This is a genomic window from Romboutsia sedimentorum, assembly GCF_030131845.1.
Lineage (GTDB): Bacteria > Bacillota > Clostridia > Peptostreptococcales > Peptostreptococcaceae > Romboutsia_D > Romboutsia_D sedimentorum.
Window position 1 is genome coordinate 118,476 of the sequence record NZ_JASKYM010000001.1, and the last position, 16,246, is coordinate 134,721.

15 protein-coding genes are annotated in these 16,246 nt (G+C 29.7%); 1 reads left to right on the forward strand and 14 read right to left on the reverse strand.

Annotation, left to right across the window (positions count from 1 at the left end; all coding sequences use genetic code 11):
• Nucleotides 1-134: 134 nt before the first annotated feature.
• The 5 genes from QOZ84_RS00610 to QOZ84_RS00630 form a co-directional block, all read right to left on the reverse strand.
• Nucleotides 135-806 (reverse strand): GntR family transcriptional regulator, encoded by a 672-nt coding sequence (locus tag QOZ84_RS00610; protein WP_284131019.1) that lies wholly within the window; start codon nt 804-806, stop codon nt 135-137.
• A 167-nt stretch (nt 807-973) separates the two neighbouring features.
• Nucleotides 974-2,104: a sodium ion-translocating decarboxylase subunit beta gene (locus tag QOZ84_RS00615; RefSeq protein ID WP_284131020.1), complete on the reverse strand. Its 1,131-nt coding sequence runs from the start codon at nt 2,102-2,104 to the stop codon at nt 974-976.
• A 27-nt stretch (nt 2,105-2,131) separates the two neighbouring features.
• Nucleotides 2,132-2,476 carry a biotin/lipoyl-containing protein gene (locus QOZ84_RS00620; protein ID WP_284131021.1) on the reverse strand — a complete coding sequence of 115 codons (345 nt, stop codon included), beginning with the start codon at nt 2,474-2,476 and terminating at the stop codon, nt 2,132-2,134.
• A gap of 55 nt (nt 2,477-2,531) precedes the next feature.
• On the reverse strand, nt 2,532-2,816 hold the full coding sequence (locus QOZ84_RS00625) for an OadG family protein (protein ID WP_284131022.1): 285 nt from the start codon (nt 2,814-2,816) through the stop codon (nt 2,532-2,534).
• A gap of 18 nt (nt 2,817-2,834) precedes the next feature.
• Nucleotides 2,835-4,232, reverse strand: coding sequence for an oxaloacetate decarboxylase subunit alpha (locus QOZ84_RS00630; RefSeq protein WP_284131023.1), 1,398 nt, complete (start codon nt 4,230-4,232; stop codon nt 2,835-2,837).
• A gap of 346 nt (nt 4,233-4,578) precedes the next feature.
• On the opposite strand from QOZ84_RS00630, the gene QOZ84_RS00635 reads away from it, so the two are divergent.
• Nucleotides 4,579-5,259, forward strand: a complete 681-nt coding sequence (locus QOZ84_RS00635; RefSeq protein ID WP_284131024.1) for a GntR family transcriptional regulator — start codon at nt 4,579-4,581, stop codon at nt 5,257-5,259.
• Between the two features lie 44 nt (nt 5,260-5,303).
• Here the strand turns inward: QOZ84_RS00635 and citX are convergent, their stop codons facing one another.
• The 9 genes from citX to QOZ84_RS00680 form a co-directional block, all read right to left on the reverse strand.
• A complete protein-coding gene (gene citX, locus QOZ84_RS00640; protein ID WP_284131025.1) occupies nt 5,304-6,671 on the reverse strand; it encodes a citrate lyase holo-[acyl-carrier protein] synthase in 1,368 nt (455 codons plus the stop codon).
• Between the two features lie 39 nt (nt 6,672-6,710).
• Complete coding sequence (citC, locus tag QOZ84_RS00645; protein WP_284131026.1) at nt 6,711-7,727, reverse strand: [citrate (pro-3S)-lyase] ligase; 1,017 nt, start codon at nt 7,725-7,727, stop codon at nt 6,711-6,713.
• Between the two features lie 14 nt (nt 7,728-7,741).
• Nucleotides 7,742-7,876 carry a hypothetical protein gene (locus QOZ84_RS00650; RefSeq protein WP_284131027.1) on the reverse strand — a complete coding sequence of 45 codons (135 nt, stop codon included), beginning with the start codon at nt 7,874-7,876 and terminating at the stop codon, nt 7,742-7,744.
• Nucleotides 7,877-8,462: 586 nt separating this feature from the next.
• The gene (gene citF / locus QOZ84_RS00655) at nt 8,463-10,016 is read right to left on the reverse strand and encodes a citrate lyase subunit alpha (RefSeq protein WP_284131028.1); all 1,554 of its coding nucleotides are present in this window, start codon (nt 10,014-10,016) and stop codon (nt 8,463-8,465) included.
• A 2-nt stretch (nt 10,017-10,018) separates the two neighbouring features.
• Nucleotides 10,019-10,921, reverse strand: coding sequence for an aldolase/citrate lyase family protein (locus tag QOZ84_RS00660; RefSeq protein WP_284131029.1), 903 nt, complete (start codon nt 10,919-10,921; stop codon nt 10,019-10,021).
• Between the two features lie 14 nt (nt 10,922-10,935).
• Nucleotides 10,936-11,220, reverse strand: a complete 285-nt coding sequence (gene citD, locus QOZ84_RS00665; protein ID WP_284131030.1) for a citrate lyase acyl carrier protein — start codon at nt 11,218-11,220, stop codon at nt 10,936-10,938.
• A 417-nt stretch (nt 11,221-11,637) separates the two neighbouring features.
• Nucleotides 11,638-12,948, reverse strand: coding sequence for a CitMHS family transporter (locus QOZ84_RS00670; RefSeq protein WP_284131031.1), 1,311 nt, complete (start codon nt 12,946-12,948; stop codon nt 11,638-11,640).
• A gap of 337 nt (nt 12,949-13,285) precedes the next feature.
• Nucleotides 13,286-14,629, reverse strand: a complete 1,344-nt coding sequence (locus tag QOZ84_RS00675) for a TldD/PmbA family protein (RefSeq protein ID WP_284131032.1) — start codon at nt 14,627-14,629, stop codon at nt 13,286-13,288.
• A 3-nt stretch (nt 14,630-14,632) separates the two neighbouring features.
• On the reverse strand, nt 14,633-16,024 hold the full coding sequence (locus QOZ84_RS00680; protein ID WP_284131033.1) for a TldD/PmbA family protein: 1,392 nt from the start codon (nt 16,022-16,024) through the stop codon (nt 14,633-14,635).
• Nucleotides 16,025-16,246 lie beyond the last annotated feature (222 nt).

Below are 16,246 nucleotides of genomic sequence, written 5' to 3' on the forward strand. Positions count from 1 at the left end.
TCTGAAATTTTTTTCTACTCTTTTATCTTATTTTTAGTTTAAAATGTGTCTTTTAATAATTAGAACTTCATATAAAAAAGAGTATCTTTTAATGATTAAATTCATTTTAAGATACCCTTTGTAATAATATAAACTTATAAATTATAACTTTCTAAAAAGCTCTTCTTTGCATTAACAATATGAGCTCTAGCTTCTTTTTCTGCTAAAACTTCATCACCTTCTGATATAGCATCTGCAATCTTTATATGTTCTGCTAATGCTAATTCTCTTCTTTCAATATTATTTAAGCTTATTTTTCTCAAACTCTTTAAATACTCATATATATGCTCTAACTGTTCAATTAATCTTTTATTTTTACTTGCATGAAGAACTATTGAGTTAAATTCTGAATGTGCTTTTGCATATTCAATATACTCCATATCACTTGTATTCCCCTCCATGATGCTTAGTATTTCCTTTAACTTTCTTATTTCTATTCTAGATATATTTAAACATGCAAGTCTTACAGCTAACCCTTCTAAAACTTCTCTTAAATCATATATTTCAATAGCATCTTCTATTGAAATTCCTTTTACCAATGTTCCTTTTCTTGGCATATTAATAGCTAGTCCTTCTATTTCTAACTGTCTTAATGCCTCTCTAACAGGAGTTCTACTAACTCCCATACTTGATGCAATTATATTCTCTACTAGTCTATCCCCTGGATTTAATTTATTTTCAAAAATAGCACTTCTAAGTTCATATAATACTATTTCTCTCATTGGTCTTAAATCTGAGCTTTCTACTTTATTAAATATCGTTTCCACTTTAATTACTCCTTATTTACAGTCATTATTAAATTATACCCTAAGTTTTTTGTATTTTTCAACAATAAAAATTTATTTCTAATATATTTTTTCTATACATATAAAAATATGCACCTGATAGCTTATACCATCAAAGTGCATATTTTTATCTATTAAATAATAATTAATTAAGCAAAGAACTTAAGTAATACACCTGCAACTACTGCAGAGCCTATAACTCCTGCTATATTTGGTCCCATTGAATGCATAAGTAAGAAGTTTGAAGGATTTTCTTCTTGTCCAATTTTTTGTACAACTCTTGCTGCCATTGGTACTGCAGAAACCCCTGCTGCACCTATCATTGGATTTATCTTCCCTTTAGTTAACTTGCACATTAACTTACCAAATAATACTCCTGATGCTGTCCCTACAGAGAATGCCGCAAGTCCCATTGCTATTATTCCTAAAGTTTGTACTGATAGTAATGTTTCAGCATTAGTAGTTGCTCCAACTGTTAATCCTAAGAATATAGTAATTATATACATTAATGAATTTTGAGCAGTTTCTACTAATTTAGGAACTATACCTGATTCTTTTAACAAGTTACCAAACATAAGCATACCTACAAGTGGTGCTGCAGTTGGTAATAATCCTATAACTATTATCATTGCAACTATTGGGAATACTAATTTTTCTGTTCTTGATACTGGTCTTAACTGTTCCATTTTTATCATACGCTCTTCTTTAGTTGTTAACGCTCTAATGATTGGCGGTTGTATAACTGGAACTAATGCCATGTATGAATAAGCCGCTAGTGCTATTGTTCCTAATAAATGTGGTGCTAACTGCCCTGTTAATTGTATTGCTGTTGGTCCATCTGCTCCACCTATTATACCTATAGATGCTGCTTCTGTTCCTGTGAATCCTAAAACTATTGCTCCTAAGAAAGCAAAGAATATACCAAATTGAGCGGCTGCTCCAAGTAACATTGTCTTAGGGTTTGCTATCATTGGTCCAAAGTCTGTACCTGCACCTATACATAAGAATATTAACGGTGGGTAGATTCCAAGTTTAACCCCTTGATATAGGTAGTAGAATAGTCCACCATTTTGACCATCAGTGGCTGGATTCATTAAATCTACTCCTGGCATATTAGCAAGTAACATACCTGTTGCTATTGGTATTAATAGATACGGCTCGTATCCTTTTGCTATGGCTAGGTATAAAAATACACATGCCAATACTATTACTATTAAACTCTTTATCGACATCATTGCAAACCCTGATTCCGCAAAGAATTGAATTATCATTTCTCCCATGTTGCTTTTCCTCCTTCAGATAGCCTATTAAGCTATTTCTAATATGCTGTCACCAAGGTTTACATTTTGACCTTTGTTAACACTTATTGATGCAACTTGCCCATCAGCTGGGGCAACTATTTCATTTTCCATTTTCATAGCTTCAAGTATAGCTAATACCTGGCCTTTTTTAACTGCTTGTCCTTGCTTTACTAATACATTTAATATTGTTCCTGGCATTGGAGCAGTTATACTTTCTCCACTTGTATTTGCAACTGGCTTAACATCAGCTGGTGCTGTAGTTTTCTTTGGAGTAGTTCCTGCAGCTACTTCTTCTATTTCAACTTCGTATACTTTTCCGTTTAATGTTATATGATATGTTTTAGCGCTCATTTTTTATTACCTTCCTTTAAACCGTAAATTATTTAAGTTTTATTTTTATTAAATACTATTTTACTCTTTTTATGCTTGTTACGTGAAGATTTGGATTTACTTTTCCTTCTCCAGCCATTATAGAAGCTGCTATTGCAACTACTACCTTTTCTTCTTCATTATCATCATCTTCTACTACTGTTTGTGCGACTTCTTTCTTGACATCAGCTTTAGGCTTTTCTTTGAATATGTGCTTAAAAGAATCTAATATAAGTGAAATCACTAATAATGTTAAGAATACTATTGTCATACTTGATAGTGTTACTGATAATGCTTGTATTAATGTTAGTTTTTCTCCCATAATATTATCACCCGTTCTCTACATAGTTACTGTTATATATTTTATTGCATTTTCGTCTTCTTCTACTTCAACTTTTGGGTTGTACTTACTTTCTAAGAATTTAGGAGCTACTTGTGGGAATAATGCATATGCTAATACATCTTCATCATTTTTCGCTAACTCTCCTGCTTCTTTTTTCATAGCTTCAAATTCTGGAGCTATTAAATCTGCAGGCCTCACAGTTATAGTTTCTTCATCTCCTATTATCTTTATCTTTATTGCTTCATCTATAGGAGCTGGAGCTTGTCCATATAATCCTTTTACATAATCTTTTATTTCTTTTGGTATTAATTTGTATCTTTCACCAGTTAATACATTGAATAATGCTTGTGTTCCAACCATTTGACTCAGCGGAGTAACAAGTGGTGGATATCCTAAGTCTTTTCTTACTCTAGGTACTTCATTTAATACTTCTTCGTATTTATCTGATGCACCTTGTTGTTCTAGTTGAGATAATAAGTTTGATAACATTCCTCCTGGTACTTGGTACTTTAATGTTTGAGGATCTGTTAATAATACTTTAGGATTTAATATTCCCTCACTCATATACTTATCTCTTATTGGTTTGAAGTAATCTGCAACCTCTAAAAGTTTCTCAGTATCAAGTCCTGGATTTCTGTTCATTTCAGCAAATGTAATTGCTAATGATTCTGTTGGTGGTTGAGAAGTTCCTCCACTAAATGGCGATATAGCAGTATCTATTATATCTACTCCTGCTTCAACAGCTTTCATATATATCATATCAGCTATTCCACTTGTACAGTGTGTATGTAACTGTATTGGAAGATTAGTTACTTCCTTTACACGCTTAACTAAATCATATGCATTATATGGAGTTAAAACACCTGCCATATCTTTTATACAGATTGAATCTGCACCCATATTTTCTAAAATCTTTATCAATTCTAAATAATATTCAGTCGTGTGTATCGGACTTGTTGTATATGATATTGCACATTGACAATGTCCATTGTATTTCTTTATAGCTTTCATTGATGCTTCTACGTTCTTAACATCATTTAATGCATCAAATACTCTTATTATATCAATCCCATTTTTTATAGATAGCTCTATAAACTTTTCAACTGTATCATCTGCATAATGTCTGTATCCTAAAAGATTTTGACCTCTTAAAAGCATTTGTAACTTAGTATTTTTTACATGCTTTCTTATAAGTCTTAGCCTTTCCCATGGATCTTCATGTAAAAAACGTATACATGCATCAAATGTAGCTCCACCCCATACCTCCATTGAATGGTATCCTACTTGGTCCATTGTCTCTAAGATAGGGATGATTTCGTCTGTTGTTAACCTTGTTGCTATTAAAGATTGATGCCCATCTCTTAAAGCAGTTTCAGTTATTTTTAACTTACTCATCTAAATATCACTCTCCTGTAAAACTTATTTAAACAAAAATTTAATTTTTTTATAGATTTTTAATACATTAGATATACTATCTTTACTACTTCATCAAAATGTTTTCACAGTCTATAAAAATCAGTATTTTTGTTATTTATGTTTGATTTTCTTTACTAATTTATTATATAATTTAATGCTTTGTATACCAAGTTCTTTTTGTGTTTTTTTAGTATTATTCCATGCTTTTTGTAACAAATTGTATACTTTATTGGTTTTTTGTATACTATATCGTCAAATTTCGTTGGCATTTTCACACTTTTGAGTTAAAATATAAGTAGAATAATTTATGGAAGGAATGTAAAATATGTACAATTGGATGGATGAATTTGTAAATGATACAGATCTATCTCAAAATAGACCTATTAGAGAAGTCGTATATGAGAGCTTAAGAAGCACATTAATTAGTGGAAAAGTTCCTGTAGGGGAAAGAATAATAGAGAAAGAATACGCTCAAAGATTGAATATAAGTAGAACACCTGTTAGAGAGGCCCTAAAACAGTTAGAAACTGAGGACCTAATTGAATATATACCTAGATTAGGCGTTGTAGCTAAAAAAGTTACTAAAGAAGATGTTATTGAAATATATAGAATTAGAGAATCACTTGAATTTTTAGTTATATGTCAAGCTATGGAAAACATTACCCCAGATGAAATAAATAAAATCTCAGAACTTTTAGATTTAACTGAAAATTTTAATATGCAAGGAAATATAAATGAAGTTAATAAATTGTTCACAGAATTTAATTTCTTAATTAGTGATGCTTCTAGAATGAGAAGATTGCCTATGATGATTTCTAATTTAAGTAATTATTTACAAAGATTTAGAAATATTTCTATATTAGATAATGAAAGAAGAGAAAGAGCTTTAGTTGAGCATAGACAAATATTAAATGCTATCGTGTCTAAAGATAAAGATTTAGTTGAAGAAACTATAAAATCACATCTAGAAGTTTCTTTAAATGTGGTTTTAAATGAAATAAGCTAATAAAAAATGAGAGTATAAAAATATTTTTATACTCTCATTTTTTATTATACATTTATATATTTATTTTTTATTTCTAGTAATAATATACTTATAGCTAGTAAATCTGCACACCCACCTGGACTTATGTTTTTTTGTATATATTCTATCTCTAATTTTTTAATTCTATCTCTTCCTTCAATAGTATTAACGCCTCCTATTTTTAATAAATCTTTTGCATCAGATTGTACTTTTCGTAAGGTTTGTATATCTTGTCTATAAACTACCGTACTATCTTCAACTACAGACATAAGATGAATTAATATTTGAGTATACAAATTATTTCCATATAAAGTTGTATATTCATATTCCTTGATTATATTATCAAAAACTACAGATAGTCCATCTTTTACTTGTCCTCTTATTCCCGTAAAGCCATACTCTAAGTACAATTTTTCTCCATGAGTTAATTTTTCTTTAACTTCAAGATTTTTAAAATCATCTAATATATCTTCTGCCATAACTTTAATTATCTCTTTAATGTCATGAAAGCTTTTATTTTCATAAGTTGCTTTCATAGTAGCACTTATGCAAATTCCCATTAAAAATATCATACCTTTATGAGTATTTACATTATTCGTAGATTCTAACATTTTTTCTTCACATTCTAATCCTATATTCCTAATTGCATCAAATATATATTGTGGACTTTTATATGTATAAGAGATCTTAGCCATTTCCTTTAAATACGGTGTTATTGTCATTGAGCTAGTTAAAAATGTATAATAGTTCATGTCTTTATGAGATCCACTACTTACTGGTGATACTAATCCAAAAGATGGAAATGTAGATACCTCGCTTATCATAGCCTTAAGAGCTAGTTGAGAAATATTATAGGATGTATCTTCTATTAATCCTTGTTTTTTTTTATATTGGTTATATAATTCATCAAAATAGTTTTTTATTTCATCTATACTATGACTTTGCGCTCTTGAACATATTTTAGCATCTAAATTACATATAAAGCATTTTCTAGGTTTTTTATATAAATCTGATCGTGATATACCTATCATTTTGTCATTTTTATATGTGTATACATCTATATCAACACAACGCCCAAGAATATGTTTTTCTTCTATGTCTATCATAAGCTTTTTGATGCTTACAAAGTCTGCTCTAAATAAAAGATGGCATACTAAACCTTCTCTATTTTTATATTTATCATTATAAACTATGTATTTTTTATGATAAGTCATTATCTCACTATATATTATATTAACTATATCATCTGTAATATAATTTGATTTTTCAAGTCCAGGATAATTAATTCTTATTGTAACTAAGGTTTTATCTTTATTTTTTCCCATTAACGTTTCTTGATTATATACTCTTTTTTCTCTATCTATTAAAAATGCTTGTATTAAATCTGTATTCATAATTGGTCTAGTAAAAAATCCACTTAGTTTAATTCAAAACTAGAGCTTATTGATTACCATTTCACCTTCCTCGCTAATTAAAAAATCTAATGTGGTTTTAGGTACTAACTTTTCTACTTCTTTTATATTATTCTCTTTTAGTAATTTTCTTACTCTTGATGCACTTACTGCATCATCTAATATTTCTTTTCTATCAATAATATCTACTTCTACATTATATTTAGGAAGTACTTCTTTTATAGTTTCATTATATATATTAGTTACCTCGCAATGTAGTTCACTACCTATGTATCTTTTAATTATATTAAATTTAGGAACAAAATATTTTCCAAATATATTACAGTCTAACTTTGTATATTCCTTAAGTGTATTATCTTTTTTCTTTAAGAAATAATTTGGAAATGTTGCAGACGATATTACATATTCTCCTGCTGGTATTACTACTATATTACTTAAATCTTGAGTCCCCACCTTAATAAGTTCATATCTTACTTTAAATGGAAATACTGATTTATCCTCTTCTACAACAAAAATTATTACATTTTCATTTTCACTACTTGCCTTTTCTATTAAATATCTATGGCCTAGTGTAAATGGGTTACAATTCATTACTATAACTGCATATTCTTTATCTTCATCTATTTCATAATCGCTTTTTAATTTATCTAAACTTATATTTATATTTTTGTTTCCAGTTTCTAGTAAACTTACTTTATCTGTTGTAAATATAGTTTTATATGCTAATGCTTCAAATATATGTTGATTTTCTGGTTTAGTAAATATAAAACTATGATATTTATTTTCTAAAAATAGTTTTTCTGTAACCTTTGATATTAAATTATTAGAAAGTCCAAGCCCTTGATAATTTTCATCAATAGCAAAGCACTTAATTATATTTTCTTTTTTTGAACAAGTAGCTATAATATTCTCTACATCTTTTATTAATACACTATAATCTACCTCTTCATATTTCAAGTCAAATCGGCTTAAAAATTCTTCAACCTTACTAACTTCGTATTTTGATTTTAAATTCACATTTTCTACATTATAATACATCTTCAATCACCTTCTTAAACCCCAAAAAATTTATTAGCAAGTGAGAATACTATTATACCTAAAAAAATTATTATCAGCATTAATATTTTATCACTTAAACTCGATACTATATATTGTTTATTTTTATTATTATTATTTTTTTCATTCATTGTTACACCTCTATTTTAAAAATTAGTCAACTAATTATAAAATACTTATTATTATAAAAAGGTATTGTAATTTACAATACCTTTTTTAATATATCATTTCAAGATTATAATATATGTGTATTTTACTAATATATCTATATTATATTATATAAACATAAGCTAAGTACACTAACCTAATTATTAAATTTGAAATGAATATGTATTAATTTAAACTATACTAGTTGTATTGAACTATAAAATAAATCATCAATTAAAATATTTGGTAAGTTAAATTACTAGCCATCTACTTCTTGTAACTAAACTTCATTCTCCAAATCATTCATTAAAAATCATAAAATTATACCATCTACTTTATAACTTTATGTATTAAAACTTTCTTAGCTGTGCAAATATAAAATAAATCATCAATTAAAATATTTTGGTAAGTTAAATTACTAGCCATCTACTTCTTGTAACTAAACTTAATCATCCAAATCATTACTAATTTTTTATAAAATTATGCCATCTACTTTATAACTTTATAAATCTACGCATATATACAAAATTGCAAATATCTAATTTTACAATTTATATATTCAACTTAAAATTATTTCTTTATTTTTCTTATCGTATCTATTATGCTACCATCTCTGTATTCAACTACAGCAACTACTTCATCAGTAAACTCTATTTCTTTAGGAGTTCCAACTAATCTTGTAGCTAGTTCTCTTGCTTCTTTCATAGTTATCATCTTGATACCGTCGTCTTTGAACTTAGCCATTAAGTCTTGTCTTCTTGGGTTAACTATTACACCGTAATCTGTAACAACAACGTCAACAGTACTTCCTGGAGTAACAATAGTAGTTACTTTATCTATTATTGTGGATAATCTACCTCTTGTAAGTGGTGCTACAAGTATTGACATTTTAGCCATTGCAGATGTATCACTGTGTCCACCAGATGCAGCTCTTATAACTCCATCAGAGCCAGATATAACGTTAACGTTAAATTCTGTATCTATTTCAAGTGCACTTAATATAACAAAGTCTAATTTGTTAACTGCTGCAGATTTATTTCCTATAGAAGCATAGAAGTCTGCACTTACTTCAACGTGCTTTTCGTTTCTTCCTACAGACTCAGCTGCAGTTAAATCGAAACATTGAGTATCAAATAATGTATCAACTAATCCTTCTTCTAATAAGCTAACCATAGGTCCTGTTGTTCCGCCTAAAGCATAGCTTATTTTTATATCTCTTTTTATAAGTTCTTCTTTAATAAATCTAGTAACAGCAAGTGACGCTCCACCAGTACCTGTTTGCATTGAGAACCCGTCAACGAATAATCCAGAAGCCTTCATTACTTCTAAAACTCTTTTTGCCATTAATAATTCTTTAGGGTTATTTGTAAATCTAGTAGCACCAGACATTATCCCTTTAGAATCTCCAACTTCATCAACTACTGCAACGTAATCAACTTGTGTTTGAGGTATACTTTGTGGGAAGTTTGGATAAGGTACTATAGTATCAGTTACAACAACAACTTTCTCAGCATGTTCTGCATCAACTTTAGCATATCCCATAGATCCACATATAGATTTTCCTACAACACCGTTTGCATTACCCATACAGTCAGCTGAAGATGCTGCTAAGAATGCTACATCTATCTTAACATCTCCTGAAGATATAGCTCTTGCTCTACCACCATGAGAACGTATAACTGCTGGATTATCTCCTAATAAACCTTCAGAAACTGATTTAGCTAATTTCCCTCTAAGTCCACTAGTTTCTATTCTATCTACAACACCGTTTTCAATATGATCGACAAGACCATCATGAGCACTAGTTAATGAACTAGCTGCTATTCTTAAATTCTTAATTCCCATTTCTGCTAATATATCAACAACCATCATTAAAAGCTTATCTCCATCTCTAAAATGGTGGTGGAAAGATATTGTCATTCCATCTTGTATATTACATTTTTCTATAGCTTCTCTTAAAGAGCCAATTATTTTATCTCTTCTTACGTGTTCTTTTAAGTTTTCACTATCAGATTCAACCATTCTATCAGATGGTTGATTATCAAAAGGAGCAACGTAAGCTAATCTATTTTCATAACCTTTGATATTCTTTAATAACTCTTGGCTAACTCTTTTAGTTTCCATTACTACTTGTCACCTCCAACTAAAACACCTGCAGCTTCTGCAAGTTGTAAAACTCTTTGAGCTCTTTCTATTATTGGCTTATCTACCATTTTACCGTCTACAGTGAATACTCCTAAGTTTTGCTTTAAAGCTTCTTCAGTAGCATCTACTATTTTTCTAGCTTTTGATATTTCTACTTCAGTTGGAGTATAAACGTCATGTATAAGCTCAACTTGTCTTGGATGGATTAATGATTTACCACCGAATCCCATTCTCTTTATAAGATTAGCTTCTTTTAAGAATCCTTCATCATTGTTTACATCAGCATAAACTGTGTCTAATACTTCTAGTCCACAAGCACGACCTGCCATAGCTATCATACCTCTAGCAACGTATAACTCGTCTCCTTCAGGAGTTCTTGTAGTTTTCATACTTGTTACGAAATCTTCTCCACTTAAAGCCATACCTATTAATCTTTTAGTAGGAGATTTTGCTATAGCAAATGAATTCATAACTCCTAATGCAGTTTCTACTGCTACCATTATCTTAGTAGAACCAACTTCCATGTTGGCTTCTCTTTCTACTTTTTCAATTTCAGCATCAACAGCCATAACATCTTCTACCGATTCAGTCATTGGTATTCTTACAACTTCAACTCCACCAGTTACTACAGCTTTTATATCATCTTTCCAGAATTCTGTAGCGAGTCCATTTATACGAACTACAGTTTCTATTCCTAATTCTTTATAGTAATCGCCTAGGTTCTTTAACATGTTATGTACTAAGAATCTAGCAGAATCTTTTTCTGTTATTGCAATAGCATCTTCTAAGTCAAACATTACTGAATCTGGCTTATATATATGAACATCTCTTATTATTCCAGGATTATTTCCAGGAACGAATAACATCGAACGTCTTAGTTTCATTTGTTTCTTCCTCCCTACATCCACTTATAATCGTTACATTGAGCTGAACGATATATAGCAGTTTCTACTCTACTTTTTATTACAGGATCTATAGCACCTTTATCATTTGCAAATACTTTTGCATTTTCTACGTTAAGTGCTTTTAGCGTTTCTCTAATAACGTTTTCAATTTGTTCTCCAAATTGAGCTTTTACTGTACTTTCAAGTTCTACTGATACTCCATTATCACATGGTTCTATAATAACTTGTATATCACTTGACTCTAATGTTCCAGCACTAGCTACCACTTTTAATTTCATAGCTAATGTTCCTCCAATCAGTTTTATATAGTATTCTAGTATACAATTTGTTTATTTTGTATACCAAATTATATTTTTATTATATAAGTATTCTTTTCTTTATTCAATATCATTTGTTTATTTTTTTAACAAGTGAGCTATTATTTCTTATTAAATCTCCATTTTTCAACATTTGTTCAAATGTTTTTTAAGTGTTCTTTTCATTATTAAATATTTAAAAATGTTTTTTTAATACTTTAGCATATATGAAATTATTAAAAATTAAATATCAATACAATTATATTTTCACACCATTGCAGTTAAAATACATAAAATATTGTATTACATAATAAAAAAAGAGTTACCTCATTAAAATGATTATAAGCATTTTAATGAGGTAACTCTATATTTATTGATTTTACTTTTTTATTATATTAACTATATAGCTATTATTCCGAATATAACACCACAAACTAACATTATTAAGCTTATTGCGTATAACCATCCAAAACAGAACTTTATATGTTCTTTTATGTCTATATCAGCAAGGCCTAAAGCTAAGAATGTTGGTGGTACTAATGGACTTATTAATAAAGCAACGTTTTTCCCTATTATCATAGTTAAAGCAACGTTTATAGCTGTTATTCCGTAAGTTTCAGCAACTTTTATAACTAATGGAAGTAATCCATAGAAGTAAGCATCTGTACCAAGTATCATACCTAAAGGTAATGCAAATACACCCATTATTAAATGTATTAATGGTCCTGCAGAAGCTGGTATTAATCCTAATACTGCTTCAGACATAGCTGTTAACATTCCACTGTCATTTAATACTCCAACAAAAACTCCTGAAGCTAACATTGTAGCAGAAACTAATAATGCAGATGCAGCATGAGCTTTTATACGTCCTTCTTGTTCTTTTACTGTCTTAAAATTAACCACAAGAGCTGCACAAAGGGCAAGCATGAATACTAATGTAGCTGGTATAGCATCCACTACAAGTATACCTATAACTATTGTAGTTAATAATATGTTGAACCAAGCAAGGTTTGGTCTCTTAAGAGCTGCAACTTTTTCATCTACTGTAGCAGCAACTTGACTCATAGCTACATCTTTAGAGTCGCTAGATATCCCAGCTCCGCGCTTAGATTCTCTTAAACCTAATATTATAGCAAGACCTATTGTAGTTATAACACCTATTATTTGTATTGGTATTAACGTTTTCCACAGTATATTCGCGTCCATTCCTAAAACTACTGCGGTTCTTACTGTTGGCCCACCCCATGGTAATAAGTTCATTACACCCATAGCTGAAGCAACTATTAATAATAATACATTTGGTCTTATGTTAAGTTTTTTATAGATTGGTAACATTGCTGGTACAGTTATTAAAACTGTTGAAGCCGCACTACCATCTAAATGTCCTAATATGCCTATTATTGCAGTAACTACTGTTATTGCAACAACACTGTTCCCAGCTTTTTTAACTAACTTGTCAATTAAAACATCAAACATTCCAACATCATTCATTACTCCAAAGTATGTAATTGAGAATATGAATAATACTGCATTTCCAGAAGTCTTCTCTATTCCTGCCATTGCAAATTCACCTATTTGAGATGGTGAAAATCCTGCAAGTAGACCTCCTATTGCTGGTAACCCTATAAATAAAATTAATGGACTTGCTTTACCTTTAAGTAAAACATACATCATTATTGCTATCATAGCAAAACCTATTAAAGATAACATTTAAAATTCCTCCGTTGTGATAAAATAATTTATTTTTTTGAAAACTTATCTTTGATTGCAGATGTGTGATAAGGTTTTCATAACTAATTCTACATAATTTATTTTTAGATAATAATAAATTATGTAGATATTTTCACCCCCTATGTTTAGATGGAACATAAGGATTGATGATGATTTATTTTATATTACACAAACTAGAGTTACTCATTATTTTATTTACTTGAGTTATTTTATAATAACATCTCTATATTCATTTTTCAACAATTTATGCGCTATTTTTTATATATACCATGTTCTTTTAGTGGTTTTTATTGGTCTTTTGCTGTTTTTTTATACTTTATTTACCTGCTACCGAAATTTCCTTAACTATAAGTGAAGGAGATCCTACATTACTCATAGGGAACTTCAAATCATCTCCTACTACTTCAATCTCTTTTAATAAATCAAAATAGTTTCCAGCTACAGTTATCTGTTCTATCGGGAAGGTTTTAACTCCATCTTTAATATAAAAACCTTTAGCAGCTAATGAGAAGTCTCCACTTATAGGATTAGCTCCTGAGTGTAGGCCTGCAAGGTCAGTTATTATTATTCCTTCCCCTACAGTTTTTAACAACTCATCAAATGAACTTTCACCTTTTTGGATATATAAATTACTTGGACTTACTCCTACTTGTGATGCATATGATGCTTTAAATCCGTTACCTGTTGTTTTGGTATTTGCTTTATTAGCTGTTTTTAGGTTGTGAAGTAAAGTAGTTAATTTTCCATTTGATACTATCTCTTTTTTTAAAGTTGCTACTCCTTCATCATCAAAAGGAGTAGATGCTAAACCATCATCTAATAATGGATTATCAATTATTGTAACTATTGGTGAAGCTATTAGTTCTCCCTCTTTATCTTTTAACAATGATAGCCCCTTTTGAGCCGAATCTGCACTAAATATATCAGAGAATGTATCAAGTAGTGATACCATAGCTTCATTGTATATTATAGTCTTGTATTTACCTGATGGTATACTTTTTCCGTTTAGTTTAGATAGCGATTCTTCAACACCTTGTTTTGCAATAGCTTTTGGGTTTACCTCATCTAAGCTCTTTGCAATAACATATCCAACTCCATCTTGTTTTTGGCCTTCATCTTCTACTACAGGTACTACATATGACATTAATAGATTATTTCTATTAGTAAGCTCTAATCCTTTAGTATTGTAAATCCCATAACTAGAATAGCTATACGATATTTTACAACCACTAATATTTACTACTTTTTTACAATATGCTTTTGTCTCTTTTTCTAAATCTAGTACAAGATTTATCATTTTACTTGTATCTAGGTTTTCAAGTTCCTTATAGTATGAACTTACTTTATCATAGTGCTTATCACCTTCGTATATAAATTGAATATCATTATTTTCAATATTTAATGCACTTTCTTTAGCATTTTTAATTAACATATTCAAGGCTTCAAAATCCATAATTTCTGTGTATGAATATCCCATTTTACCATTTATTTTTCCCCTAAATGATAATCCAAAAGATTTTTCAAGGTTATATTTTTCAACTTCACCTTCATAAACACCAATACTTAAACTTTCACCTTGGCTATAATATATTTCACATTCTTCAAATCCACACTCTAGACCTTTTTTTAGTAACATTTTTTTAAAAGAATTAAATTCCATATTCTACTCCTCCGATCTTCCACCAACAGTGATTTCTTTTACTCTAATCATAGGCTGACCTACATTCGTTGCTATACTACCTGATGATGATCCGCACATTCCTTGAGCTTGCTTTAAGTTGTCTCCAACCATATCTATGTTCATAAGTATATCGCTACCTTTACCAATCAAACTAGCTCCTCTTACAGGTTCAACTATCTCGCCATTTTTCACTAAATATCCTTCAGATACTGCAAAATTAAACTCTCCAGTCACAGGGTTTACAGACCCTCCTCCCATTTTTTTTGCATATAATCCATTATCTATTGATTTTATAATGTCTTCTGGCTTATCATCTCCTGCCGCAATGTATGTATTTGTCATTCTTGAAGTCGGAGCAAATTTATAACTTTGTCTACGAGAACTTCCTGTAGCTTTCATACCCATTCTTCTTCCATTTAATTTATCTATCATATATGATTTTAAAATTCCATCTTTTATTAAAATATTTTTTTGAGTAGGATTTCCTTCATCATCAATATTTGCTGAACCCCAATGATTAACTAAAGTCCCATCATCTATTGCAGTAACCTTAGTTGAGGCAATTTGCGTTCCTAGCTTATCTGCAAATACAGAATTACCTTTAGCCACAGCTGTAGCTTCTAATGAGTGACCACAAGCTTCATGGAATATTACACCACCAAAACCATTATCAATTGCAACCATCATATTTCCAGCTGGACAGTTTTTAGCATTTAGCATAGTATGAGCTACTCTAGCCGCTTCTTTACCATAATATTCAGGGTCTATTTCTTCAAATATCTCAAACCCCTTGCATCCTCCTGGTCCTTCGAATCCAGTTTGATTCTCACTTCCCTTTGATGCTACTGCACTTATACCTAGTCTTGTTCTTATCCTTCTGTCTTCTACATATAACCCTTCAGTATTAGCTATTAATACTTTTTGATCTTTATCCATATAAGATATACTAACTTGTGATATGTCTTCACTATATCCTTTTGCACTTTTGTATGCTATTTTCATAATACCAATTCTTTTATCATATCCTACTTCACTTGGATAAAGTTTTATAGGGTTTATGTCTGTAATTATCTTAGTATCGTTTAAAACAACACTTAGATTCTCTTTTAAATTACCTAAAGCTAGTGCTGCCTTATATGCAGTGTCTAATAATGAGTTTAAACTATTGTCATTTGTGTATGCATATACGCTTTTTAAATCTTTGAATATTCTTATCCCTACACCATAATTTCTACCACCAAGTGCATTTTCTATTTTTTCATCTATTAATCCTATTGAATTGGTTATAGTATCCTCTTCAAATATTTCTGCAAAATCCCCACCGCTAATTAAGCATTTTTCTAATACTTTTGATGCTATTTCTTTTGAAATCATATATTGCCTCCCATCTACTTTCTTAAAATTTTATCTTATATATTATTATAATGTACATTTATCCAAATATACTAATTTTTTCATAAATAATGCATAAAAAACCTTTAAAAGATACACGCTCTCTAAATTTATAAAAATAGGATGAACACATTTAAATAACTAACTAATCCTATTTTTTACTTATTCTATATTTTCTTGCTAAAATCTTGCACTTTCTCTATT

Coding starts and splice junctions, on each gene's coding strand:
- QOZ84_RS00635 (WP_284131024.1), top strand. CDS start 4,579: ATGTACAATTGGATGGATGAATTTGTAAATGATACAGATCTATCTCAA.
- QOZ84_RS00680 (WP_284131033.1), bottom strand. CDS start 16,024: ATGATTTCAAAAGAAATAGCATCAAAAGTATTAGAAAAATGCTTAATT.
- QOZ84_RS00615 (WP_284131020.1), bottom strand. CDS start 2,104: ATGGGAGAAATGATAATTCAATTCTTTGCGGAATCAGGGTTTGCAATG.
- QOZ84_RS00620 (WP_284131021.1), bottom strand. CDS start 2,476: ATGAGCGCTAAAACATATCATATAACATTAAACGGAAAAGTATACGAA.
- QOZ84_RS00660 (WP_284131029.1), bottom strand. CDS start 10,921: ATGAAACTAAGACGTTCGATGTTATTCGTTCCTGGAAATAATCCTGGA.
- QOZ84_RS00650 (WP_284131027.1), bottom strand. CDS start 7,876: ATGAATGAAAAAAATAATAATAATAAAAATAAACAATATATAGTATCG.
- citC (WP_284131026.1), bottom strand. CDS start 7,727: ATGTATTATAATGTAGAAAATGTGAATTTAAAATCAAAATACGAAGTT.
- citF (WP_284131028.1), bottom strand. CDS start 10,016: ATGGAAACTAAAAGAGTTAGCCAAGAGTTATTAAAGAATATCAAAGGT.
- QOZ84_RS00675 (WP_284131032.1), bottom strand. CDS start 14,629: ATGGAATTTAATTCTTTTAAAAAAATGTTACTAAAAAAAGGTCTAGAG.
- citX (WP_284131025.1), bottom strand. CDS start 6,671: ATGAATACAGATTTAATACAAGCATTTTTAATAGATAGAGAAAAAAGA.
- citD (WP_284131030.1), bottom strand. CDS start 11,220: ATGAAATTAAAAGTGGTAGCTAGTGCTGGAACATTAGAGTCAAGTGAT.
- QOZ84_RS00625 (WP_284131022.1), bottom strand. CDS start 2,816: ATGGGAGAAAAACTAACATTAATACAAGCATTATCAGTAACACTATCA.
- QOZ84_RS00670 (WP_284131031.1), bottom strand. CDS start 12,948: ATGTTATCTTTAATAGGTTTTGCTATGATAGCAATAATGATGTATGTT.
- QOZ84_RS00630 (WP_284131023.1), bottom strand. CDS start 4,232: ATGAGTAAGTTAAAAATAACTGAAACTGCTTTAAGAGATGGGCATCAA.